We start from the raw sequence: 23584 nt of genomic DNA, 5'->3' as shown, positions 1-23584 counted from the left end.
GCCCCATACCGGCTCTCAAGCGTTGGTGCGGTTCTTTTCGCGGAGGCGGCTGACGACGAACAGCGCCAGCGCGATCGCGACGGCGGCGATCACGAAGTACTGGAAGAACCCGGCGTACTCCTCGACCAGGTGCCAGCTTTCCCCGAGCACGTAGCCGGCCAGCACGAACACCGTGTTCCAGATCAGGCTGCCCAGCGTGGTCAGGGTCAGGAACCGCCAGAACGGCATCCGCTCGATCCCCGCCGGCAGGGAGATGAGGCTGCGGAAGATCGGCACCATCCGGCCGAAGAACACCGCCTTGGTGCCGTGCTTCTGGAACCAGGCTTCGGTCTTGTCGAAGTCGGACGCCTTGACCAGCGGGATCTTCGCCATCAAGCGGCGCGTGCGGTCGCGGCCGAGCAGCAGGCCGAGGTAGTACACGATGATCGCGCCCGCGACCGACCCGAAGGTCGTCCACACCAGCGCTTCCAGCAGGGTGAACGTGCCCTGGCTGGCGGAGAACCCGGCGAGCGGCAGGACCAGCTCGCTGGGGATCGGCGGGAACAGGTTGTCCAGCCCGACGATGATCGCGGCTCCCGGACCGCCCAGTGAGTCCATCAGTGACACCGCCCAGCCGGCGAGACCGCCCATCGGTTCACTGGCGGCTTGGGCGAGGAGGAGGTTCATGGCGGCCTTTCGTGGTCGTCTGCAGGTGTCAACGAACGTACGAATTGCCCTGGTTCCGCACCCTGCGGTGAAGCGGCACAGATCACTGGGGAAAACCGCAGTACCGATCTCCGGTCACGCCGCTAGCCTGGCGTTATGCCTGCTCCGCGCCGCTACCTGCGCAAGATCCCCCGCGGCACGCTCGGCCTGGTGATCGGTTCCGCGACCGCGTTCGTGGAGCTCTTCTACGTCGTCTTCGGCGGTGCCGCGCTCGCGATCCCCGCGCTGCGGCGGCCCGTCTTCGCCGGCGCACGAGCACTGTCCGAAGTGGAGCGACGGCGGCTGGAGAAGTATCTCGGCGCCGAGAACGCGACCGACTACACCGGACGCCGCGCGATGACCTACCTCGTGCCGCGCTGCGTCGTCGGCCTCTTCAGCGCCGGGATCTTCCTGCTGGTCGGCTACGGGGTGGTGATCGGGACCTACGTCGCGTACCAGAAGACCTTCGGCGAGTGGCCGGGTGAAGGTGACGTCTCCGACCAGATCGCCACCGTCCTGCTCGGCGTCCTCCTGCTTTTCCTTTCCGTGCAGGGACTCCTCGGGATCGCGACGCTGGAGCGCAAGCTGGCGAGACACTTTTTCGGGCCCAGCAAGAAAGAACAGTTGCGCCGCCGGGTCTCCGAACTCGCGACCAGCCGGGCCGAAGTGGTCGAAGCGGTCAACGGCGAGCGCCGCCGGATCGAACGGGATCTGCACGACGGCGTCCAGCAGCGGCTGGTCGCGCTCGGGATGCTGCTCGGCCGGGCGCGGCGGACCGGTGACCCGGACCACGCGGCGGATCTGCTCCGTCAGGCGCACGAGGAGTCCCAGCGCGCCCTCGAAGACCTTCGCGAGGTGTCGTGGCGGGTGTATCCGATCGCGTTGGACTCGGACGGGCTGCACCCCGCGCTGGAGGCGCTCGCGGAGCGCTCCGACCTCCCGGTCCACCTGCGTGTCGACCTTCCGGAACGGCCACCGGCGGCGATCGAGACCGTCGTCTACTTCGTCACCTCCGAAGCGGTGACCAATACGATCAAGCACGCCGCGGCGACGCGGATCGACATCGAGGCCGGGCGGGACGGGGGCAGGGTGCGGGTGCGGATCACCGATGACGGCGCGGGCGGGGCGCGGGTGTCCGGCGGCGGTCTTTCCGGCCTCGCGCGGCGCGTCGCGGCGGCGGACGGCGAGTTCTCCGTGGACAGTCCGCCCGGCGGTCCGACCGTGGTGACGGCGGTGCTGCCGTGCGGGTGATCCTCGCCGAGGACTCGACCCTGCTGCGCGAGGGCCTGGTCCGGCTGCTGGTCGAAGAGGGGCACGACGTCGTGGCGTCGGTCGGCGACGGTGACTCGCTCGTCTCGACGACCGCCGCGTATCAGCCGGACGTGGTCGTCTCCGACGTCCGCATGCCGCCGACGCACACCGACGAAGGTCTTCGCGCGGCGCTCGAGATCCGGAAGCGCTGGCCGGGGATCGGGGTCCTCGTGCTTTCGCAGTACGTCGAGAAGCGCTACGCCGCCGAGCTGATCACCGGCGACGGCGAACGCGTCGGCTATCTCCTGAAGGACCGGGTCGCCCAGGTGGGCGAATTCCTGGACGCGCTCGACCGGGTCGCCGCGGGCGGGGCGGCGTTCGATCCGGAGGTGGTCCGGCGGCTGCTCGCGCGGACGACGCACACCGATCCGCTCGCGAAGCTGACCGCCCGCGAGCGCGAAGTGCTGGAGAAGATGGCGCAGGGCCACACGAACGCCGGGATCGCCGAGTCGCTGTACGTGTCGCAGAGCGCCGTCGAGAAGCACGTGAACGCCATCTTCGACAAGCTCGGACTGGCCAACACCGCGGGCTACAGCCGTCGCGTCCTCGCGATCCTGCGCTATCTGGGTTCCTGACCCGAGTTGACAGGCAAGTGACGACTTGCCTATAACTGGAGCGGTGGACGGCGACCTGTTCAAGGCGATCGGCGACGCGACGCGGCGCGTCATCCTGGACGAGCTGACCGAAAAGGACGGTCAGACCCTGTTCGAGATCTGCGGCAGGCTGACCATGAAGCACGGCCTGACCTCGTCGCGGCAGGCCATCTCGCAGCATCTCGCGATGCTCGAACAGGCAGGCCTGGTGCGCACCCGGCGACAGGGCCGCTACAAGTTCCACCACATCGACACGAGCCCGCTGCGGTCGATCGTCGAGCGGTGGCCCATCGACCGAGAGGAACCGAACCCGTGATCCGCATCAACATCACCAGCGTCTTCGTCGACGACCAGGCCAAGGCTCTCGCCTTCTACACCGAGAAGCTGGGGTTCACCAAGAAACACGACGTGCCCACCGGCGGCGCCCGCTGGCTCACCGTGGTCTCCCCCGCCGACCCCGACGGCGTCGAGCTGCTGCTGGAACCGGACGGCCACCCCGCGGCGAAGCCGTTCAAGAAGGCTCTCGCGGGCGACGGGATCCCGTTCACCCAGTTCGCCGTCGACGACGTGTACGCCGAGGTCGAGCGACTCAAGGGGCTGGGCGTCGAATTCACTCAGGACGCCGTCGATCTGGGGCCGGTGGTCACCGCCGTCTTCGACGACACCTGCGGAAACCTGATCCAGCTCGCCACGATGAAGTAGCCGAACCGGGGCTTGGTCCACTGTGGACCAAGCCCCGTTTCGTTTTTCCTTACTGCTGCACCCATTCCACGAGTTCCACGGGCACGCCGTTCGGGTCGGTGACCATGAAGAGGCGTTCTCCCCACGGCTCTTCCCGCAGCGGCAGCGTGATCTCGACACCTTCGGCGCGCAGGCGCTTCTCCTCGGCTTCGAGATTCTCGACCGTGAAGGCCACGATCACCCCGGACGCGCGCTTCTGCCGCAGCTCCTCCGGCAGGACCTCGATCCCCGCCTGGAGCAGGACGATGGCCAGCTTCGCGGTCTCATGCCCGAGGGAGACGAAACCCTCCGCGGCCATCTGTTCGGTGAAGCCGAAGTGCTCGGTGAAGAAGCGGCTGGAGGCGGCGACGTCGTCGACGGTCAGCGAGACGGTGGAGGCAAGGACGTTCATGGGCTATCCCCTTCGGTCGGCAGTGCGTTTCGGATGAGCTGATCGGTCAGTACGACCGGCGGACCTGCGCGCGGTCGGCGCCTTCGCTGCCTTGGGGGATTCGAGCGGTCAAGGATCCTCTTCTCTCTCATTCGGTAGTACGGACGTAAGTTTACATCCGGACTACTATAAGTCAAGAGTATTTTTACGACGGTGGTAAACTTCGCCCATGACCAGTGCGGATGTGGGTTTGCGAGAGCTCAAGAAGCAGGAGACGCGGCAGCTGATCTCCGACAAGGCGACGCTTCTCTTCATCGAGAAGGGCTTCGAAGAGACGACGATCGCCGAGATCGCCACGGCGGCGAGGGTCGCGAAGAAGACCGTGACCAACTACTTCGCGCGCAAAGAGGATCTGGCGCTGGACCAGCACGCGGAGTTCACCAACGGGCTGGCGGACGCCGTCCGCGACCGGAAGACGGGCGAGTCGGCGCTGGCCGCGCTGCGACGCACTTTCCTGGACGCGCTGGCGGAGCACTCGCATGTGATCGGTTTCACCGGGCCCGCCTTCGCGACGATGGTGCTGGAGAGCCCGACCCTGACCGCACGGCTGCGTGAACTGCACGAACTACGGGAGGCGGCGCTCGCCGGGCTGCTCGCGAACGAGACCGGAGCCGACGCGGACGACGTCACCCCGGTCATGGCGGCCGCCGAGCTCAACGCGATCGACCGCGTCCTCTTTCGCGAGGTCATGCGCCGCTCGCACGCCGGCGAGAGCGACGACGAGATCGCCGAAGCGGTGACGAAGGCCGCGCAGCGGGCTTTCGAGTTGCTGGAACCGGCCTTCGGCGACTACGCGATCCGCGGGTAACTCCTGGTTTTTTGTCGGCGGTGCCCACTAGGGTCCGCTCCATGTCTGAGGGGACTTCGCTCGAAGTCATCTGTTGCGAGGGCTGGGATCCGGCCGCCCGCGCGCTGGTCGGCAGGCTCACCCCCGACATCGCGCGGGAACGTGACGCCACCGGCGAGCAGTACGCCGTCGCCCTGGTGCCACCTGGCACCGAAGCGCCGTCGGTGCTGCTCGAAATCGCGTGGACGCACCACTTCGCCCGCTGCCGTCACCTCGACGAACAAGGCAGGCGGAACGCTTCGTACGAGTACCGCTTGCTCGAAGACGGCACGTTGTTCCTCGTGCGCGTCGAGCGATGGACGTACAAATCCCCCGATCAGGAAGAGTTCGACAAGAAGACCGCCGGTCGCGTGGAACTGTCCTTCGGCCCCGACGGCGAAGGCTGGGCGTATCAGGCACCCGACGGCTACGCGGGCGGCTCCAGCAGCGGCCGCGCGCACAAACCGCTGTCCGAGCTGACCATGCCGAAGCCCGCCTTCGGTGACTGGGAATCCCTCGCGAATTCGGGACCGGTGACCCTTCAGTTCCCGGACACCCCCGAGACCGATCCGCCGCTTCCCGACGAAAAACGTCCTTGGCGGCCGTCCGTTCCGCTGCGGCCGTCCGGCATGGGCGAGATGTTCACCGCGGGCACGCGCTTCGCGTTGAGCAACAACCGCGGCCTCGTCGAGATCGAGCTTCGGGACGCCGGGAAACTCCGGATGCCCAGCGGCAGGCTCGTCGCGTCGGACCCGGCCTTCCTTGACGCGGAATCCGATCACTTCACGGTCACGGCCCCGGCCGGGGAGCACCGGGTCGAACTCGCCATGATCCGCTTCGTCGACGAGCCGACGCACGAGCGGGTCGCCGCCGCCAAACTCGTCGTCGCCGACGTCCCGGTGACCACGTGGGAAGTCGCGCTCTGGCCGGGACAGAACGCGCTTTTCCTGGGAGACGGGGAGTTCTACGGCTACGGCGTGGACAGCGGCACCGGCTGTTTCGCCGACGCCGACGCCCTCCCCGACGAAGTGGACGACGAGCTCATGGAGAAGTTCGCCGAGGTGGATCCCCACGTCGACATCACCCCGGACGGAGCGAGCGGCAACATCATCGCTTTCGCCACCGGCTGGGGAGACGGGAGCTACCCGACCTGGATCGGCCGGGCAGCCGACGGCACCCTGGTCTGCTTCGTCACCGACATGCTGATCCTCAACGACGCGGAGGCGCTCACGGCTTAGGCGAGGATGATGGCGTCATGGCCTTCACCGAAGAGGAGATCGCGTACCTGCGCTCGCAACCCCTGGCCCGCTTCGCAACGCTGTCCGAGGACGGCGAGCAGCCCGACGTGGTCCCGCTGGCGTTCGAATTCGACGGGACACATTTCTGGGTCGGTGGCGGGGGCGCGTCAGTCCTCGCGACCCGGAAGTTCCGCAACATCCAAGCGGGACAACGGAAAGCCGCCTTGGTCATCGACGACCTGGTCTCACTGGACCCATTCGTCGCGCGTGGTGTCCGGATCTACGGCGAGGCCGCCGATCCCGTCGAACGCACGGGGATCGTCGGTCCGGGCACCTATGCGCGCGTCACGCCCACGGTGTCGTGGAGCTGGAACATGGCGGGCGAACCCGCGGGTGAGACGTGGTACCCATCGAGGCGCGCGGTTCACGGCGACACATAGAGGAGCAGAATCCCGATGCCTTCGGAGAGTTTCCGCAGCCAGAGACCGATCGTGCCGACTGCCGCCCCGTCCGCGGTGATCACGAAGGGGTAGCACCTTCCCTCGGCGTGCCGGGTCTGCTGCCGTCGCACCCAGTCTTCGGCTTCCTGGCGGGTCGGGTGCGCGGGCCCGCGACGCGGCGGGCCAGGGTGGCAGCGCGGTCATCGGTCCATTCTTGTCGGAGGGCGGCGGTACGGTCGGGCTCATGCGGGATCTGATCGTCACGGAGAACTGCACGATCGACGGCGTGATCGAACTGACGGGCGACTGGTTCACCCCAGGCGGCGATCCGGACGTCCTGGCCGCCCTCCGCGAGCAACGTGAAAACGCCGACGCGTTCCTCACCGGACGCGTCACCTTCGAAGACATGCACGGCTACTGGCCGAAGCAGACAGAGGACACGACAGGTATTTCGGCCTATCTGAACTCAGTGCGCAAATACGTGGTCTCCAGCACGCTGACGGAGCCGGAGTGGGAGCACACGACGGTGCTCTCCGGTGCCCTGCGCCCGGAGATCGAGCGGCTGAAGGCCGCCGAGGGCAAGGACATCGTGACCACCGGCAGCATCTCGCTGGTGCGGGCGCTCATCGCCGAGGGGCTCGTCGACGAGTACCGGCTGTTCGTCCACCCCGTCGTGGCCGGGGAAGGCCGTCGGCTGTTCGAGAGCGCCACCGGCGTACCGAAGCTTCGGCTCGTGGAGGAGCGGGCATTCGCTTCGGGGATCGTGCTGCTGCGCTACCGGGCTCGGTAGGGTCGGCGTGGCGGCGGGAGAACGACGGAGGTGCCGATCATGGTCGACGCGTCGAAGTTCACGGCCGAGGTGTTCCGCCTCGCGGCGGAGCGGCCCGACGCCTCGCCGCGGCTGACTCGGGCGGCGAACTGCGTCCGGGAGGGCAAGTTCAGCTGGGACGAGGTCGCCGCGGGGACCTGCGAGCATCCACTCGCGCAGGCCCTGTTCGCGCCGAAGGCCCAGGAGAAGCTGTGGCCGCAGCTGGCCGAGGTAGCCGCGAGCCTGGAGTCGGCCCCCGAACCGGCGGCCGCACCCCGGCGCGCGCGGAGAGCGCCCGCGACGGACGACGACTTCAGTGAGCACACGTACCTCGAAGACCTGGCCGAACCGAACAGCCATCCGGCGTGGCCGCAAAGGCGTGATCGCGGGCGATGAGCAGGGCCACCACCTGCTACCAGCCGCGCAGGGCTGCACACGACCGCACGAAACAAGATCGGCCCCCGGTCCTGGTTTCCCAGGTCAGAGGGCCGATCTGTGTGGCGAGTGAGGGATTCGAACCCCCGAAGGCGTAGCCGTCTGATTTACAGTCAGATCCCTTTGGCCGCTCGGGCAACTCGCCGTGGCCGGGCAAGCCCGGTCGAGACGAAAGAATACCCAATGCCGTGGCGGGCCGGTCAACCGGGTTCCACAGGGCTAGGGTGGAAGCTCCTGACAAGCGAGTACGAGGTGTGAGAACACGTGGCGGATCCCTCTTTCGACGTGGTGAGCAAGGTCGATCGCCAGGAGGTGGACAACGCCCTGAACCAGGCCAGCAAGGAACTCGGTACACGGTTCGACTTCCGGGGTACCGGGACCAAGATCGACTGGTCCGGTGAAGAGGCGATCGCGATCGAGTCCGAGACCGAGGAACGCGCGCTGGCCGCGGTCGAGGTGTTCAAGGAGAAGCTGATCAAGCGCAACATCTCCCTGAAGGCGTTCGAGGCGGACGAGCCGGCGTTGTCCGGCAAGATCTACAAGGTGGGCGGCAAGATCCTGCAGGGGATCGCGTCGGACAAGGCGAAGCAGATCGCCAAGTTCATCCGCGACGAGGGCCCCAAGGGTGTCCAGGCGCAGATCCAGGGCGACCAGCTGCGGGTGTCCGGCAAGAAGAAGGACCAGCTGCAGGACGTGATCGCCTTGCTGAAGGGCAAGGATTTCGAGATCGCGCTGCAGTTCACGAACTATCGCTGACAGCGGCACGGCAAGGGCCACCTTCGGAAGCCTCGAAGGTGGCCTTCGTCATCCCTACGACGCGGTGACCGTCCAGGTCCCGTCGCCTTCCACCGAGACGAAGGCCGGGCCGGAGACGGGCACGTCGCCCTTGTAGTCGCCGAGCTGGTTCACCGGGAGATCCGAGTAGTCGCCGCTGTGCACCCAAACCGCGGTGCGACCGCTGTTCTTGGTGGTGACGGCGACCGACGAGACGGCGTCGGGCACGGCGAAGACCGCTTCGCTCTTGCCGGAAAGGGGCTTGCCCGGTTCGAGCACGGGCAGGCCGCTTTCGTCGGTGATGGTCAGCGTCCAGGCGGCGTTGGCCTTGATGGTGAACGTCTTCGCCTGATCGCGGGGCATGTCGTTGATCCACTGCGTGCCCTTGTACGGGCCGACGTCGTTGACGATCAGCTCGTTCTCGGTGTTGACCGCGACGTGCCCGGAACACTTCGGGCAATCGAAGGTCACGAAGCCGAGGCGCGCCGGCCAGGTCATGGGGACCGACGCGTTCCCCTTGCCCGAGTGCTTCTCTTCCGGCTGCGGGCCGGGGCGCGGGGTGGTGGTGGACGTCGGCGGCGGCGTGAGGGTCGCCGACGGTGAGCGCAGCCCGTCCGGGGCGGCGGCCTGCGGGACGACGCGGCCAAGGTTCGGCGGCGAGCAGGCCATCAGGCCGACGGTCAGCAGCACGGCGGTCGACGCCGCGCACAAGCGCCTGATCACGGACTTCCCCCTAGTTGTTCAGTCATGGGATCTTCGTCGACCGATAGCCCAGCGTTACCGAGCCACCCGGCCGGGCGATTCAGGCCACTCGGGCGTGGGTTTCTGCCGCAACGCCTTCCTGGGAGTCCGAAATGGACAAATGTCCGTGTTGTAATCCGGCGACCGCGTTCGAGGAAGGTCCCGATGAAGCGCCGTTTCAGCTCCGCACTCGCACTCGCGCTGTCACTCACCGTGATCGCGTCCCTGTTCACCTCCGCGCAGGCCGCGGAGCGACAACAGCTCGTGCCCGGCTACGGCTCGTACGCCCGGCTCATCCGTTTGGAGCATTCCGCGATCGGGAAGGGCCGCATCATCGCGTCGCTGACCAGCGAAGACGCGAGCGGCAAGTTCACCCCGATCATGGAAAGCACCGACGAGGGCGAGACCTTCCACAAGATCGGCGAGGTCCGCGACCGTGACGGCCGCTACGGCATGTGCTGCGGGACGCTGTACGAGCTGCCGCAGCGGGTCGGCAGGCTTCGCGCGGGCACCCTGCTGTGGGCCGCGAGCTACCGCCAGGACGCCGGTCCGCAGCGGCGGATCGGCATCAAGATCTGGTACAGCCGCGACGCCGGCCGCACCTGGTCCTTCCTGTCCGAGGCCGCCCGTTCGCACAACCACGACGGCATCTGGGAGCCGGAGTTCGTCACCGACGCGGGCGGCACGCTGTGGCTGCACTACGCCGACGAGACCGAGGCGCCGCAGTTCGCGCAGGTGATGAACCGGGTCGCCTCCACCGACGGGGTGAACTGGGGCACCAAACAGCGCACCATGGCCATCCCGCCCCACCGGGTGCGGCCGGGGATGCCGATCATCCGCCGCCTGCCCGACGGCCGGTACTACCTGGCCTACGAGATCTGCAACTACGGCGACCGCTACTGCGACCCGTACTTCAAGATCTCCTCAGACGGCGCCAACTGGGGCGATCCTCTCGATCCCGGCACGCGCGTCACCACCGCCAGCGGCAACTACTTCCAGCACGCCCAGACGATCACGCTGTTCCCCGGCGGCCCGAACGGGGTGCGGCTGGTGATGGTCGGGCAGATCTACACCGACGCCGCCGGTGTCCCGCAGGACAAGAACGGCCAGGTCCTGCTCGCCAACGACAACTTCGGCGCCGGGAACTGGTACGAACTGCCCGCTCCGGTGCACATCGTCGGCATCCACAACAACTTCTGCCCCAACTACAGCTCGACGCTGCTGCCCGTCGACGGCGGCAAGAACGTGCTGCAGATCTCCACCGAGTACAACCTGGGCTGCAAGGCGTACTTCGCGAAAGGGCCGGCGTTCTGATCCACCCGGTAGTGTGAGTAGTCGAGGGAACGGCTACGGAGCGGGGGCTGCGGATGAAGGGCATCGTGCTGGCGGGGGGCAGCGGGACGCGTTTGCATCCCATCACCCAGGCGATCTCGAAGCAGCTGCTTCCGGTTTACGACAAACCGATGATCTACTACCCGATCTCGGTGCTGATGTTCGCCGGGATCCGCGAGATCCTGATCATCTCGACCCCCGTCGACCTGCCGCATTTCCGGCGGCTGCTCGGCGACGGCAGCCAGTTCGGGCTCAGCTTCAGCTACGCCGAACAGGCCGCCCCCAACGGGCTGGCCGAGGCGTTCGTCATCGGCGCGGACTTCATCGGCGATGACGACGTCGCGCTCGTGCTCGGCGACAACATCTTCTACGGCCAGGGGTTCTCCAGCAGGTTGCAGGCCGCCGCGACCACGCTCGACGGCTGTGTGCTGTTCGGCTACCCGGTCAAGGACCCGCAGCGCTACGGCGTCGGCGAGATCGACGCCGACGGCAAGCTCCTCTCCATCGAGGAGAAACCCGAGAGGCCGAAGTCGAACAAGGCCATCACCGGCCTGTACTTCTACGACAACGAGGTCGTCGAGATCGCCCGTGCCCTCAAGCCCTCGCCGCGTGGCGAACTCGAGATCACGGACGTCAACCTCACCTACCTGCGGCAGGACCGCGCGACCCTGATCGATCTCGGCCGCGGGTTCGCCTGGCTCGACACCGGCACCCATGACTCGCTGCTGGAAGCGGGCCAGTTCGTGCAGGTCCTCGAACACCGGACGGGCGTCCGGATCGCGTGTCTCGAGGAGGTCGCGCTGCGGATGGGCTTCATCGACGCGGACCAGTGCTTCGCGCTCGGCGCGAAGCTGGCGAAGTCCGGCTACGGCGAATATCTGATGAACGTCGCGAAGACCCAGGGCGCTACCGGCTGAACAGATGCTCCCGCAGGGTGTCTCCGGTGTAGTCGGTCCGGAAGACGCCCCGTTCCTGCAGGTGCGGGACGACGTCGTCGACGAAAGCGTCGAGCCCGCCAGGGGTCAGGTGCGGCACCAGCACGAATCCGTCGGCGGCGTCGCCCTGGACGTACTCGTCGATCGATTCCGCGACCTGGCGGGCGGTGCCGACGAACTGCTGGCGCGCGGTCACCTCGATGACGAGTTCGCGGATCGAGAGTTTCTTCTCCTCCGCGATCGAACGCCATTTCGCGGCCACGGCCAGCGGATCCTTCTCGTGCCGGACACGGCCCCAGGTCAGCGGTTCGGCGTCGGGATCCGGGTCGACCTCGGGCAGCGGGCCGTCGGCGTCGTAAGCGGAGAGGTCGCGGCTCCAGACCTGTTCGAGGAACTGGATCGCGGTCGCCGGGCGCACCTGCTGGTAGCGGATCTCGCGGGCGTACTCGTGCGCGTCCTCCTCGGTTTCGCCGAGGACGAAGGTCGCGGCGGGCATGATCAGCAGCTCGCCGGGCTCGCGGCCGTACGCGGGAAGCCTGCGTTTGACGTCGGCGAAGAACTCTTTGCCGCTTTCCAGCGAACCGTGGCGGCTGAAGATGACGTCGGCGGTCTTGGCGGCGAATTCCCTGCCCTCGTCGGAATCCCCGGCCTGGATGACGATCGGCTGTCCCTGCGGTGTCCTCGGGACGGTGAATTCGCCGCGGATGTCGAACTGCGGCCCGCTGTGGGCGAAGCGGTCGATGCCGCGGGCGAAGACGCCGTTCTCCTTGTCTCCCACCACCGCGTCGGGTGCCCAGCTGTCCCAGAGTTCACGCACGGTGGCGAGGAACTCCTCGGCACGGCGGTAGCGGTCCTCGCGTTTCAGGAAGCCGCCTCGCCGGAAGTTCTGCCCGGTCCACGCGTCCGGTGAGGTGACGACGTTCCACGCGGCGCGGCCGCCGGAGAGGTGGTCGATGCTCGCGACCTGCCGCGCGACCTCGTACGGCTCGTTGAAGGTCGACGACAGCGTGCCCGCGAGGCCGAGCCTGCTGGTGACCGCGGAGAGCGCGGCCAGCACGGTGGTGGTGTTCGGCCTGCCGACGACGTCGGAGTCGAGGATCTTGCCCGCGTGCTCGCGCAGGCGGAGGCCCTCGGCGAGGAACAGGAAGTCGAATTTGCCCCGCTCGGCCGTGCGTGCGAGATGTTCGAAGGACGAAAAGTCGATTTGACTACCCGAACGCGGGTCGCTCCACACGGTCGTGTTGTTGACGCCGGGGAAGTGTGCGGCGAGTTTGACCTGTTTGGGCATCTGTCACGCCTCCGCGTACTGGTTGGCGGCGATCCCGAGGCCGAGATGGTCGCGCAGGGTGGTGCCGGTGTAGGCCTGCCGGAACACGCCCGCGACCTGGAGCGCGGGGACGGTCTCGGCAGTGAAGAGCGCCAGGTCGTCAGGCAGGACGGCGGGGCGGAGGTGGAAGCCGTCGAGGCCGCCCGACGCCGCGATGCGGGGTAACTCGGCGGCGAGGTCTGCGGGAGTGCCGGTGAAACTCAGGCCTGGCGCGAAGGGCGCGTAGGCCTCTAGTGCGCGACGGCGATCGATGGCTGCCTGCTCGGTCTCGGCGAGCACGATCGACAGGCCGGCGAGGAGTTTGGCATCCGGGAATCGCTCGCGAGCGCCGCGGATCTCGTCGATCAAGACGACGTCGGCGCCGTGCGCGTACGGCGAGTCGCCGTAGACCGCGGTGACGGGATGCCCCTGCGGCGGGCGCGGCGTGATCGAAGGTCCCTTGATGCTGAAGAAGCGACCTTCGAAGTCGACGTAGTGGAGTTTCTCGCGGTCGATGAAGCGGCCGGTGGGCTCGTCGCGGATGATCGCGCCGTCCTCCCAGCTGTCCCAGAGGCGCGCGATGACGTCGACGACCTCGGCGTTCTCCGCTTCGGCGTCCACCTCGGACGGCAGCGTGCGCCTGCCGAAGTGCGCGACCTCGGCTTCGGTGCGCGAAGGCACCGCGAGGACGCCTGCGCGGCCGCGGCTCGCGAAGTCGAGCGAAGCGACGGCCGTCGAGATGTGGAACGGCTCGGTGTGGGTGGTGGTGACCGTCGGGACGAGGCCGATCCCGCTGGTCACGGGGGCTATCGCGGCGAAGGTCAGCAGCGCGTCGAGCCTTCCGCGGACGACCTCCTCGCCGCCCGGCTGGAGCGTGAGGGTGTCGTCGAGAGTGACGAAGTCGAGCGAAGCCGCTTCGGCGAGCTTCGCGTGGGCTAGGTAGTGGGCGGCGGTGAACAACGCGGCCGGGCGGACGCCGGACACCCGCCAGGCGGCCGGATGCTGCCCGGCCCCGTCGAGCGCGACCCCGAGGTGCAACTGCTGTGCGGAACCCATGCACGGGGAACTCCCCTGCTCACCCCTCGATTCCCGCTCCCACGACGTGGGACTTCGAGTTTCGCGGGCTAATCGCGATCCGGGGCGCTTCGATGTTCGCGGGCTAATCGCGATCTCGGCGGCAGATCGCGATTAGCCTGCGAACATCGATCTGGGGGCGGGAGACGGCAGATCGCGATTAGCCCGCGAACATCGATCTGGGGGCGGGAGGGGGCAGATCGCGATTAGGCCGCGAACATCGAAGCGGGGGTGAGGGTCAGAAGGGGTGGCGGGCCATTTCTTCGAGGCGCCGGATGCGCTCGGCCATGGGCGGGTGGGTCGAGAAGAGCTTCGTGAGGCCTTCGCCGGGGCGGAACGGGTTCGCGATCATCAGGTGCGACTGCGAGACCAGTTTCGGTTCCGGCACGAGCGGCGCCGCGCGTGTTCCCTGGTCGAGTTTCCGCAGCGCCGACGCGAGCCCGAGCGGGTCGCCGGTGAGTTCCGCGCCCGAAGCGTCGGCCTGGTACTCCCGCGACCGGCTCACCCCGAGCCTCACGATCGCGGCCGCGATCGGCCCGATCAGCACCAGGAGCAGCGCGACCAGCGGGCTGTCGCCGTCTTCGCGGTCGTTGCCGCCGAAGACGGTCGCGAACATCGCGATGTTGGCGATCACGCTGATCACGCTCGCCAGCGCGCCCGCGACGCAGGAAATGAGGATGTCCCGGTTGTAGACATGGGACAGTTCGTGCCCGAGCACCGCCCGCAGCTCGCGCTCGTCGAGCAGGTCGAGGATGCCGGTGGTGCAGCACACCGCCGCGTGCCGGGGGCTGCGACCGGTGGCGAAGGCGTTCGGGGCCTGCGTGGGACTGATGTAGAGCCTCGGCATCGGCTGACGCGCCGTGGTCGCCAGTTCGCGCACGATCCGGTACATCGCCGGCTGCTCGGCCTCGGAGACCGCCCGTGCCCGCATGGCCCGCAGGGCCAGTTTGTCGGAGTTGAAATACGCGTACGCGTTGACGCCGAGCGCCACCGCCAGGCCGATGAGCAGCGCTCCCCTGCCGAAGAACCCGCTGATCGCGACGATGAGCGCGGACAGCACGCCGAGCAGGACGACTGTTTTCAGCCCGTTCTGGTGTTTGTGCACGGCGTCCTGCTCCTTCCTTTCTCCAGGGTGGGGGTTACTCATCAGAAACAACGCGATCGGGGGACGCGAAGTTCCTTCGGCCGCCCGGATCGCGGGTTATCGTCGAACCCCGGAACGATCATGGGGAGGCGCCCGTGCGAGGACCCGAACTGAGCCGCCGAGCCCTGCTCACGCTGGCCGCGGCCGGAGCTTCCGCGGTCGCCTTCGCGCCGGCGGCCAGAGCCGAGGAAGTGCTCCTTGTCGAGGTCGGGGGCGCCCCGGAGGCGGTCGCGGTGAATTCCGTCACCGGCTTCGCCTACATCTCGGACCCGGCCACCGGCACGATCGTCGTCCTCGACTCGCGGAGCGGCACCGTCGGCGAGGTGATCCCGGTCGGCGGCGAACCCGCCGGGCTGGCCGTGGACACCGTGACCAACCGCGTCTACGTCACCAACCCGCCCGCCGGGACCGTCCTCGTCCTCGACGGACTGACCAACGACGTCGTCAGCGTGGTGCCCGCCGGTCCGGGAGCGTCCGATGTCGACGTCGACGAGCAGGCGAACCGCGTCTACGCGGTCAGCGATCTGACCGGGACACTCGCCGTGATCGACGGTGTCGGCTGCCGCCTGCTGAACCTGGTTCCCGGCCCGACGCGGGGATTGTCGTCGGTGGCGGTCGACAGCGGACGCAAGCTCGCGTACTGCACCAGCCCGGACACGGACTCGCTGGAGGTCTACGACATCGGTGCGCGGAAGTTCGCCGACGGGATCCCGGTCGGACAGTCACCGACCGGGGTCGCCGTGCACCGCGCGTCCGGGACGGTGTTCGTCGCGAATTCGGCGATCCACCACCTGTCCGTTGTGGACGGCGGCGCGCGCAAGGAGAAGGCGACCGTGCTGCTGCGCTCGGAATCGTCGGCGGTCGCGGTCCACGAAGGATCGAACACCGCCTACACCAACGGAGGCCCCAACGGGGTCGCCAGGATCGACGGCGTGACAAGCCTGCTCACCGGCGACCTGTCACTGGGCGTGAACCCAGGCGCGGTCGCGATCGACCAGCGCACCAGAACGGTGTACGTGACGGATCCCTTGCGTGGCAGGGTTTCCTTGATCAGGGATTTCTGAGCACTCACGTGGAGTAACTCCGGGTATACCGTCGATGACATGAAACTCGGTTTGCAGATCCCGGACCTCACCTGGCCGAAGGGTGCGAGCGCGCTGGGCGCCGATCTGGCGGCCGTCGCCAGGAAGGCCGACGAAGCAGGCTTCGACTCCATCGCCCTGATGGACCACTTCTTCCAGATCTCGGTCGTCGGCCCGCCCGAGAACGACATGATCGAGGCGTACACCGCGCTCGGTTTCCTCGCCGCGCACACCGAACGCGCGAAACTGCTCACCGTCGTCACCGGTGTGCACTATCGCGAGCCCGGCCTGCTGGCGAAGGCCATCACGACCCTCGACGTCCTTTCCGGCGGCCGCGCCATTCTCGGTATCGGCGCGGGCTGGAACGAGGAGGAATCACGCGGGCTCGGCTTCCCCTTCCCGTCGACAGCGGAACGGTTCGAGCGGCTTGAAGAGACGCTTCGGTACATCCGGCAGATGTGGAGTGACGACGACGGTCCCTTCCAGGGCAAGCACTATCAGGCCGACAGGCTGATGAACGTGCCGCAGGCGCTGTCGAAGCCGCATCCGCCGATCATGATCGGGGGCGGCGGCGAAAAGAAGACGCTGCGGTTCGTCGCGAAATACGGCGACATGTGCAATCTGTTCAACGGACCGGAACTCGTACGCAAACTCGACGTGCTCAAGCAGCACTGCGAGAACGAAGGCCGCGACTACGCCGAGATCACCAAGACCGTCTATCACCCCCTCGACATCGGGCCGAAGGGCGAGAAGACCGGCGAGCTGAACGACGCTCTCGGCAAGCTGGCCGAACTCGGCGTCGACGTCGCGATCGGGTCCATTCCGGGGCTCCCCGACCTCGACCTCGTCGAGAGGATCGGCGCGGACGTCATCCCGGTCGCGGAAAAACTCTGACGGCGCTCGCTCACCCCGCCGCCCGCGGGCATGATGGCGGGGTGAGCGAGTACGCATTGCGCGGCGGCCTGCAGCCGGACGTGTCGGCCGTGGCCGCCGTATTGGCACACCACGGTGTCGAAGGGCCGGACGGGCAGGCGCCCGGCGAGGCGCTGATCTTCGCCGTGTCGGGCGGGATCGGCGCGGGCTACATCCTGTGGGACTTCGCGCACGAGAAGACGTCGACGATCGTGTTCGGTTTCCGTGCGCGCTGGCAGTATCCGCAGGAATGGCTGAAGTCCACTGTGGACAGACTCGGGCTCGGCGCCGACCTCCACACCACCGGCGGCAAACGCGCCGCCGCGAAACGGCTCACCGCCGACCTCGAAGCGGGACGGCCGGTGATCGTCCTCCCCGACCGCGAGTCGCTCGGCTACTGGCAGCTGCCGCCGGAGCTCTCCGGTGGCGGCGGCCATTTCGTCGTCGCGTACGGCGAAGAGGACGGCCGGGTGCTCGTCGACGACCGGAACCTCGCGCCACTGACGGTCGACCGGAAGACGTTCGACACCGCGCGCGGCCGGGTCGGGTCGTACAAGAACCTGCTCGCGACGATCACGCCCGGTGAGGTCCCGGACTGGCGGGCGGCCGTGCGCGGCGGGCTGACGGACTGCGCGCGGAATCTCTCGGCGCCGTCGAAGTCGTTCTCGCTGCCCGCCTGGGGCCGCTGGGCGAAGGCGATGACCGACGAACGCGACCCCAAGGGCTGGCCGCGCGCGTTCGGCGAGCGGCGCGGGCTCGTCGGCGCGCTGTTCACCGTCTGGGAGAGCATCACCCCGGCCGGGATGGAGGGCGGGCACCTGCGCGGCCTGTTCGCCGACGCGCTCACCGAGGCCTCCGGTCTGCTCGAACTCCCCGAACTGGCCGAACAGGCCTCGACGTGGCGCGGGATCGCCGAACGCTGGGCCGAACTGGCCGAGGCCGCCGTCCCGGCGTCGGCAGCGGAGTTCGGTTGGATGCGCGGGCTGGTCAGCGCGGTCTCGGCGGGCGTCCGCGAAGGCGACGCCGGCCAGGAGGCGGCCGCGGAGGCCGGCGCGGAGATGTGGAAACTGCGCACGCACTACGACGACGAAACGCCGTTCACCGACGTCGAGGCCCGTGACCTCTTCGCCGCGATGGGCACGATGATCGGCGACATCCACACCGCCGAGACCGCCGCGATCCGCGAACTCTCCGAAACCCTGATGGAGTGAACCGGGCCGGTGTCGGCGGCGCCGTGCGGCGGGAACACCGCGCGATCGTTGAAGATCCACATCGTGCACGCACATCCGCTGGGGACGACCGGTGCGAATCCCGCCTCCGAAATCCATCTCTACCGTCATCGCCTGCGGGTCACCGACCTGGACCACCTCGGTCACGTCGGGAACGTGCGACTGCTGGACTACTTCCAGGAAGCCCAGGTCGCGATGCTCGACCCGCGGCGTGACCGGGTCTTCCAGACGAAGGGACCCACCTACCTGATCGCGAAGCACAACGTCAGCTACGTGCGGCGGCTGACGTTCCGCGACAACCCCGTCGAGGTGGAGACCGTGGTCGGGCGGGTCGGGACCTGCGACATCTTGGTGAACAGCAGACTGCGCGACGAGAAGGTCGTCTACGCGCGCTGTCGCACCATCTGGGTCGCGTGCACCCTGCCCGAAGGCAGCACGCGACGCCTCGACGAAGAGGAACGCGAGCGGCTGACGCGGTTCAGCGGGACGATCGACGAGATCCCCACCGCCCACTGAACGAGTTTTTAACCGTTTATGCTCCATTTCCCGCGGCGACGGAAAAGCGCTGGGCCGTTCAGCGGCTGATCATCGGGCATTTCGGTCGGTACCTTCGAAAGATCTCTCTCCCCGCAGAGCTCACCGGAGGTATTCATGCCACGGCCGAAATCTGTCCGCTTCCTCGCGCCCCTGGTCGGCGCGATGCTCCTGACGAGCGGGGTGGCCGCAGCCTCCCCGGCTCCCGAAGACCCCCAGTTCATCCGCCTGGCCAGCAGGACCTTCGACCCGCTCACCCAGCGGACCGCCGCGAGCAAGGACTGGAAGGGCTCGTACCTGCTACAGGTCCGGAACGCGCTGACCGACGCGCAGCGAGGGCAATTACGCGGACTCGGCGTGCGAATCGGGACCTACATTCCCGATTTCGCGTACGTGGTCAGGCTCAAGCCCGAGAACCGCGAATCGATCGCGAAATTGAGTTTCGTCCGCTGGCTCGGCGAATACCGGCCGGAGGACAAGACCGAAGTCTCACTGGCCGGGACGGGCAGCTACCTGGTGACGCTGGTCGAACCGGACGCGCGGGACCAGCGCGCGGTGGCCGAGCGGATCCTGCGGCTCGGCGGCGGCATCGAGGCGATCTCCCAGAGCGGCCAGCACCTTGTCGCGACCCTCGGCTCCGGTCAGATCGCGAACGTGGCGCAGGGCGCCGAGGTGCTCGCGGTCGGCGCGATCACCGCGCCGGAGACCGACATGGCCAACGCCAGGGAGAGCGGGGGCGCGAACTACATCGAGAGCGTCGGCGGCTACCGCGGCCAGGGCGTGCGCGGCGAGGTGATGGACGGCGGGCTGCGCGCCACCCACCAGGAGTTCAAGGCGCGGCCGACCGTGCTGCACGGCTCGAACTCGGCCGACACCAGCCACGGCACCTCGACGTACGGCGAGATCTTCGCTTCCGGGGTGAGCTCGGCGCACCGTGGCCTGCTGCCCGAGGGCCAGGGCATCTTCGCCCTCTACAACACGCCGAACCGCTACGCGCACACCAAGGAACTGGTCGACCCGGCAGGCAAGTACCGCGCGGTGTTCCAGAGCAACAGCTGGGGTGGCGGGCTCACGACGGCGTACAACTCGGTTTCGGCCGAACTCGACAAGATCGTCTTCGACCTCGACCTGCTGATCTGCCAGTCGCAGAGCAACGCGGGGACCCAGCAGTCACGACCGCAGGCGTGGTCGAAGAACGTGCTGTCGGTCGGCGGGCAGTACCACTACAACACCCTGAGCCGCACCGACGACAAGTGGAACCGCGGCGCCAGCATCGGCCCGGCCGCCGACGGCCGGATCAAGCCGGAGCTGTCGAACTACTACGACAAGATCGACACCACGTCGTCCGGCAGTGACACCTCGTACACGACGTCGTTCGGCGGCACGAGCGGCGCGACCCCGATCACCTGCGGAAACGCCGGTCTGCTGTTCCAGATGTGGGCCGACGGCGTATTCGACGGCGGACCGGGCAAGGGCCGCGACGTCTTCGCGAGCCGCCCGCACGCCGCGACCGCGAAGGCGCTGCTGGTCAACGGGGCCGACCAGTTCGCGTTCAGCGGCACCTCGCACGACATGACCCGGACGCATCAGGGCTGGGGCACCGCGAACGTGCGGTACCTGCACGAACAGGCCAAGGCGAACGGGTGGAAGCTGCCGGTGCTGGTCAACGAGACGGATCTGCTGGGCACCGGGCAGGCCATGAAGTACACGGTCGCGGTGAACGGGACGAAGCAGTTCAAGGCGACGCTGGCCTACACCGACCCGGCGGGCTCCCCGAGCGCGTCGGTCGCCAGGGTCAACGATCTGACACTGAAGGTCACCGCTCCGAACGGGACCGTCTACTACGGCAACAACGGGCTGAACGTGGGCAACTTCTCGACCGCGGGCGGATCGCCGAACACCGTCGACACGGTGGAGAACGTCATCCTCGAGAAGCCCGCCGCCGGTACCTGGACGGTGGAGGTCGTGGCGACGCAGGTCAACGCCGATGGACACCCGGAGACGCCGGCGACCGACGCTGACTACGCCCTGGTGGTTTCTTGACGATGTGAGCGGCGCCACTCGCCGCCTTTTCGGAAATGCGCGTGAAGGCCCCCTTCTCGGCTCAGTCGCGGGAAGGGGGCCTTCACGCGCGAACGGATCGCGTTCAGGTGACCGAATGCGATCGGGTTCCGAGATACCCGCGCCCGGATGGCCGAGGCAGGCACACCGATGGACGAGACGGCAGGTTTCGGTTGTGAGACGGAAGCGTGAGACCCAGGAAAGGCCTGTAACGAGGTGGCCCGAGGTGCCGACGTCTGGGATACGTGACGCGAGCCAAGGAGCCTCTCGATGACCACCTGCCGACTCTGCGGATCGGCCCATCTCGCCAGCGTCGTCGACCTCGGGGCGACGCCGCCGTGCGAACGATTCCTGACCGCGGAACAGCTCGCGGAACCGGAGCAGACCTATCCCCTGCACCTGCGGGTCTGCACCGAATGCTGGCTCGCCCAGATCCCGCCGCTGATCACCCCGGAAGAGACTTTCACCGAATACGCGTACTTCTCGTCGTATTCCGCCTCTTGGGTCGAACACGCCAAAACGTTCGTCGACGGCGCCGTCGAACGACTCGGGCTCGACGAGTCCTCGTTCGTCGTCGAGGTCGCGAGCAACGACGGCTACCTGCTGAAACACGTTGTGGCGCAGCAGATCCGCTGTCTTGGCGTGGAACCCTCGGTGAACGTGGGCCAAGCCGCTCGTGACGCCGGGGTGCCGACGAAGACCGCTTTCCTCAGCCCCGAAAGCGGACGTGACGTCCGCGAGGAGCACGGTCCGGCCGACCTCGTCGTGGCGAACAACGTTTACGCACACATTCCGGACATCATCGGTTTCACGCACGGGCTCCGCGCCCTCGTCGCCGATGACGGCTGGGTCAGCATCGAAGTCCAGCACCTGCTGACGCTGATCCAGGAGAACCAGTACGACACGATCTATCACGAGCATTTCCAGTACTACACGGTGGAATCCGCGCGCCGGGCCCTTTCGCGCGGCGGATTGTCCGTTGTGGACGTCGAACTGCTGCCGACCCACGGCGGGTCCATCCGGCTGTGGGCGCGCCCGGACGCCGTCGCCGGTGAGCCGAGCGAGCGGATGATGCAGGTCCTCGACGCCGAAAAGGCAGCCGGTCTGCACGAAATGTCCGGCTACACGGAGTTCTCCGAGCGGGTCACCAAGGTCCGGCTCGAGCTGAACAAGTTCCTCACCGACGCGGCGCTCGAAGGCAAGACCGTCGTCGGCTACGGCGCGCCGGGCAAGGGCAACACGCTGCTGAACCACTGCGGCATCCGCCCGGACGTGCTGCGCTACACCGTCGACCGCAACCCGTACAAGCACGGCCGCTTCACCCCCGGCACCCGGATCCCCATCCTGCCGCCGGAACGCATCGAAGCGGACAAGCCCGATTACGTGCTCGTCCTTCCGTGGAACCTCCGGAAGGAGCTGACCGCCCAGTTGTCCTTTGTGGACGAATGGGGCGGGAAACTGGTCTTCCCCATCCCGCACCTGGAAATCGTCGAGGTGAAGTCGTGAAGGTAGTCCTCTTCTGCGGCGGCTACGGCATGCGGATGCGCAACGGTGACGCGTCCGACGTGCCGAAGCCGATGGCCATGGTCGGCCCCAGACCCCTGATCTGGCACGTGATGCGCTATTACGCGCATTTCGGCCACACCGAGTTCGTGCTGTGCCTCGGTTACGGCGCGCACCACATCAAGGAGTTCTTCCTCAATTACCAGGAGACCGTCTCCAACGATTTCGTGCTGCGGAACGGCAAGGCGGAACTGCTGTCGACCGACATCGCGGACTGGTCGATCTCCTTCGTGCAGACCGGTCTCGAATCGGCCATCGGCGAGCGGCTGCGCCGGGTGCGCCCGTATCTCGAAGGCGACGAGATGTTCCTCGCCAACTACGCCGACGTCCTCACCGACGCCCCGCTCCCGGAGATGATCGAGCGGTTCAAGGACTCCGACGCCGGCGCGTCGATGATGGTCGTGCCGCCGCAGTCGTCGTTCCACTGCGTCGAGATGAACGAGGACGGCCGGATCGGCGCGCTGACCCCGGTCAGCGAGATGCCGCTGTGGGAGAACGGCGGCTACTTCGTGCTGCGCCAGGAGGTCTTCGACCACATCCCCGAGGGCGGCGACCTGGTCGCCGACGGCTGCGGTGAGCTCGCCAAACGCGGCAAGCTGCTCGCGTACCCGTACCGCGGGTTCTGGAAGCCGACCGACACCGTCAAGGAACGCGTCCAGCTGGACGACGCGTACGCGCACGGAGACCGCCCCTGGGCGCGGTGGGAACGCGAACCCGCGCCGGCGGTCACGGCGTGATCGGACTCGGCACCGGCCGGATCGGGCGGATCGTGGCGCTCGGCGCGCATTGTGACGACATCGCCATCGGGGCGGGCGGCACACTGCTGACGATCTGCGCGGACAATCCGGGCGTCCGGGTCGACGCGCTCGTCCTGTCCGGCGGCGGCACCGAACGGGAGGCCGAGGAACGCGCCGCGCTCGCGGCCTTCTGTCCGGGCGCCGACGTCGAGGTCACCGTGCTCAAACTGCCCGACGGCCGGTTCCCGTCGCATTGGGAAGAGGCCAAGAACGGGCTGGAGGACCTGCGCCGCCGCACGGATCCGGACCTCGTCCTGTCCCCGCGCACGGCCGACGCGCATCAGGACCACCGAGGCCTGGCGACGCTGGTGCCGACGGTGTTCCGCACCCATCTCCAGCTGGAGTACGAGATCGCCAAATGGGACGGCGACCTCGGCAAACCCACCGCCTACGTGCCGCTTTCCCCCGAGCGCGCCGAAGAGAAGGTCCGCCTGTTGCAGGAGCATTACGCCTCGCAGCGGCACCGGCCTTGGTACGACCGGGAAGCCTTCCTCGGCCTCGCCCGCATTCGCGGTATCGAATGCGGGCAGCGCTATGCCGAGGCCTTCGACCTCAAAAAACTGACGCTCGACCTCACTGCGAAAGGCTGAAAGT

General features: G+C 67.8%; 26 protein-coding genes and 1 tRNA gene. 20 read left to right on the top strand and 7 right to left on the bottom strand.

Annotated features, from left to right (window positions below):
* Positions 1-15 precede the first annotated feature (15 nt).
* Positions 16-666 (bottom strand): DedA family protein, encoded by a 651-nt coding sequence (locus AMYAL_RS0121025; RefSeq protein WP_020633269.1) that lies wholly within the window; start codon positions 664-666, stop codon positions 16-18.
* Positions 667-801: 135 nt separating this feature from the next.
* On the opposite strand from AMYAL_RS0121025, the gene AMYAL_RS0121020 reads away from it, so the two are divergent.
* From AMYAL_RS0121020 to AMYAL_RS0121005, 4 genes are read left to right on the top strand one after another with little or no spacing between them, the layout of a single operon-like run.
* Positions 802-1935: a sensor histidine kinase gene (locus AMYAL_RS0121020; protein WP_020633268.1), complete on the top strand. Its 1134-nt coding sequence runs from the start codon at positions 802-804 to the stop codon at positions 1933-1935.
* A complete protein-coding gene (locus tag AMYAL_RS0121015) occupies positions 1926-2570 on the top strand; it encodes a response regulator transcription factor (RefSeq protein ID WP_020633267.1) in 645 nt (214 codons plus the stop codon). The genes AMYAL_RS0121020 and AMYAL_RS0121015 overlap by 10 nt, the downstream gene beginning before the upstream one ends.
* 43 nt (positions 2571-2613) lie before the next feature.
* Positions 2614-2904 carry an ArsR/SmtB family transcription factor gene (locus AMYAL_RS0121010; protein WP_020633266.1) on the top strand — a complete coding sequence of 97 codons (291 nt, stop codon included), beginning with the start codon at positions 2614-2616 and terminating at the stop codon, positions 2902-2904.
* Positions 2901-3290, top strand: a complete 390-nt coding sequence (locus tag AMYAL_RS0121005) for a VOC family protein (protein WP_020633265.1) — start codon at positions 2901-2903, stop codon at positions 3288-3290. The genes AMYAL_RS0121010 and AMYAL_RS0121005 overlap by 4 nt, the downstream gene beginning before the upstream one ends.
* 49 nt (positions 3291-3339) lie before the next feature.
* Here AMYAL_RS0121005 and AMYAL_RS0121000 read toward each other — a convergent pair whose 3' ends face one another.
* Positions 3340-3720, bottom strand: coding sequence for a VOC family protein (locus tag AMYAL_RS0121000; protein WP_020633264.1), 381 nt, complete (start codon positions 3718-3720; stop codon positions 3340-3342).
* A 208-nt stretch (positions 3721-3928) separates the two neighbouring features.
* On the opposite strand from AMYAL_RS0121000, the gene AMYAL_RS0120995 reads away from it, so the two are divergent.
* From AMYAL_RS0120995 to AMYAL_RS0120970, 5 genes are all read left to right on the top strand, one after another.
* Positions 3929-4567 carry a TetR/AcrR family transcriptional regulator gene (locus AMYAL_RS0120995; RefSeq protein ID WP_020633263.1) on the top strand — a complete coding sequence of 213 codons (639 nt, stop codon included), beginning with the start codon at positions 3929-3931 and terminating at the stop codon, positions 4565-4567.
* A gap of 41 nt (positions 4568-4608) precedes the next feature.
* Positions 4609-5823 (top strand): DUF4241 domain-containing protein, encoded by a 1215-nt coding sequence (locus AMYAL_RS0120990; protein ID WP_020633262.1) that lies wholly within the window; start codon positions 4609-4611, stop codon positions 5821-5823.
* A 17-nt stretch (positions 5824-5840) separates the two neighbouring features.
* Positions 5841-6263 carry a PPOX class F420-dependent oxidoreductase gene (locus AMYAL_RS0120985; protein WP_020633261.1) on the top strand — a complete coding sequence of 141 codons (423 nt, stop codon included), beginning with the start codon at positions 5841-5843 and terminating at the stop codon, positions 6261-6263.
* A gap of 244 nt (positions 6264-6507) precedes the next feature.
* On the top strand, positions 6508-7053 hold the full coding sequence (locus AMYAL_RS0120975) for a dihydrofolate reductase family protein (RefSeq protein WP_020633259.1): 546 nt from the start codon (positions 6508-6510) through the stop codon (positions 7051-7053).
* A 39-nt stretch (positions 7054-7092) separates the two neighbouring features.
* Positions 7093-7467 (top strand): hypothetical protein, encoded by a 375-nt coding sequence (locus AMYAL_RS0120970; protein WP_026467296.1) that lies wholly within the window; start codon positions 7093-7095, stop codon positions 7465-7467.
* Between the two features lie 102 nt (positions 7468-7569).
* On the opposite strand, the gene AMYAL_RS0120965 is transcribed toward AMYAL_RS0120970, so the two are convergent.
* Positions 7570-7651: transfer RNA gene (locus AMYAL_RS0120965), tRNA-Tyr, on the bottom strand.
* 119 nt (positions 7652-7770) lie between these two features.
* On the opposite strand from AMYAL_RS0120965, the gene AMYAL_RS0120960 reads away from it, so the two are divergent.
* Complete coding sequence (locus tag AMYAL_RS0120960; protein ID WP_020633257.1) at positions 7771-8262, top strand: YajQ family cyclic di-GMP-binding protein; 492 nt, start codon at positions 7771-7773, stop codon at positions 8260-8262.
* A gap of 54 nt (positions 8263-8316) precedes the next feature.
* Here AMYAL_RS0120960 and AMYAL_RS0120955 read toward each other — a convergent pair whose 3' ends face one another.
* On the bottom strand, positions 8317-9003 hold the full coding sequence (locus AMYAL_RS0120955) for a hypothetical protein (protein WP_020633256.1): 687 nt from the start codon (positions 9001-9003) through the stop codon (positions 8317-8319).
* A 183-nt stretch (positions 9004-9186) separates the two neighbouring features.
* Here AMYAL_RS0120955 and AMYAL_RS0120950 point away from each other — a divergent pair, with 183 nt between their 5' ends.
* A complete protein-coding gene (locus AMYAL_RS0120950) occupies positions 9187-10335 on the top strand; it encodes a sialidase family protein (protein ID WP_020633255.1) in 1149 nt (382 codons plus the stop codon).
* A 53-nt stretch (positions 10336-10388) separates the two neighbouring features.
* Complete coding sequence (gene rfbA, locus AMYAL_RS0120945; protein ID WP_020633254.1) at positions 10389-11270, top strand: glucose-1-phosphate thymidylyltransferase RfbA; 882 nt, start codon at positions 10389-10391, stop codon at positions 11268-11270.
* Here rfbA and AMYAL_RS0120940 read toward each other — a convergent pair.
* From AMYAL_RS0120940 to htpX, 3 genes are all read right to left on the bottom strand, one after another.
* Entirely contained in the window at positions 11260-12576 is a 1317-nt protein-coding gene (locus AMYAL_RS0120940; protein ID WP_020633253.1) for an NtaA/DmoA family FMN-dependent monooxygenase, read from the bottom strand. The two genes, rfbA and AMYAL_RS0120940, sit on opposite strands and share 11 nt — an antisense overlap.
* A gap of 3 nt (positions 12577-12579) precedes the next feature.
* A complete protein-coding gene (locus tag AMYAL_RS0120935; protein ID WP_020633252.1) occupies positions 12580-13650 on the bottom strand; it encodes an LLM class flavin-dependent oxidoreductase in 1071 nt (356 codons plus the stop codon).
* A gap of 256 nt (positions 13651-13906) precedes the next feature.
* A complete protein-coding gene (htpX, locus tag AMYAL_RS0120930) occupies positions 13907-14773 on the bottom strand; it encodes a zinc metalloprotease HtpX (protein WP_020633251.1) in 867 nt (288 codons plus the stop codon).
* Positions 14774-14907: 134 nt separating this feature from the next.
* Between htpX and AMYAL_RS0120925 the strand changes: the two genes are divergently transcribed.
* The 8 genes from AMYAL_RS0120925 to AMYAL_RS0120890 all read left to right on the top strand — a co-directional run bounded on the left by AMYAL_RS0120925 (position 14908) and on the right by AMYAL_RS0120890 (position 23580).
* Positions 14908-15876 carry a YncE family protein gene (locus AMYAL_RS0120925; RefSeq protein WP_020633250.1) on the top strand — a complete coding sequence of 323 codons (969 nt, stop codon included), beginning with the start codon at positions 14908-14910 and terminating at the stop codon, positions 15874-15876.
* 39 nt (positions 15877-15915) lie between these two features.
* Entirely contained in the window at positions 15916-16788 is an 873-nt protein-coding gene (locus AMYAL_RS0120920; RefSeq protein WP_020633249.1) for an LLM class F420-dependent oxidoreductase, read from the top strand.
* A 41-nt stretch (positions 16789-16829) separates the two neighbouring features.
* Positions 16830-18017: a BtrH N-terminal domain-containing protein gene (locus tag AMYAL_RS0120915; protein ID WP_026467295.1), complete on the top strand. Its 1188-nt coding sequence runs from the start codon at positions 16830-16832 to the stop codon at positions 18015-18017.
* Positions 18018-18026: 9 nt separating this feature from the next.
* Positions 18027-18551, top strand: coding sequence for an acyl-CoA thioesterase (locus tag AMYAL_RS0120910; protein WP_020633247.1), 525 nt, complete (start codon positions 18027-18029; stop codon positions 18549-18551).
* A 135-nt stretch (positions 18552-18686) separates the two neighbouring features.
* On the top strand, positions 18687-20612 hold the full coding sequence (locus AMYAL_RS0120905) for a S8 family serine peptidase (protein ID WP_020633246.1): 1926 nt from the start codon (positions 18687-18689) through the stop codon (positions 20610-20612).
* Between the two features lie 288 nt (positions 20613-20900).
* Positions 20901-22136 carry a class I SAM-dependent methyltransferase gene (locus AMYAL_RS0120900; protein WP_020633245.1) on the top strand — a complete coding sequence of 412 codons (1236 nt, stop codon included), beginning with the start codon at positions 20901-20903 and terminating at the stop codon, positions 22134-22136.
* On the top strand, positions 22133-22930 hold the full coding sequence (locus tag AMYAL_RS0120895; protein ID WP_020633244.1) for a sugar phosphate nucleotidyltransferase: 798 nt from the start codon (positions 22133-22135) through the stop codon (positions 22928-22930). Before AMYAL_RS0120900 ends, AMYAL_RS0120895 begins: the two co-directional genes overlap by 4 nt.
* Positions 22927-23580 (top strand): PIG-L deacetylase family protein, encoded by a 654-nt coding sequence (locus AMYAL_RS0120890; protein ID WP_026467294.1) that lies wholly within the window; start codon positions 22927-22929, stop codon positions 23578-23580. Before AMYAL_RS0120895 ends, AMYAL_RS0120890 begins: the two co-directional genes overlap by 4 nt.
* Positions 23581-23584: the final 4 nt, after the last annotated feature.

The sequence above is a fragment of the Amycolatopsis alba DSM 44262 genome, assembly GCF_000384215.1.
In the GTDB taxonomy this organism is placed as follows: domain Bacteria; phylum Actinomycetota; class Actinomycetes; order Mycobacteriales; family Pseudonocardiaceae; genus Amycolatopsis; species Amycolatopsis alba.
The sequence above is the reverse complement of the archived record's forward strand: the minus strand, read 5'-3'. Positions and strand labels throughout refer to the sequence as shown.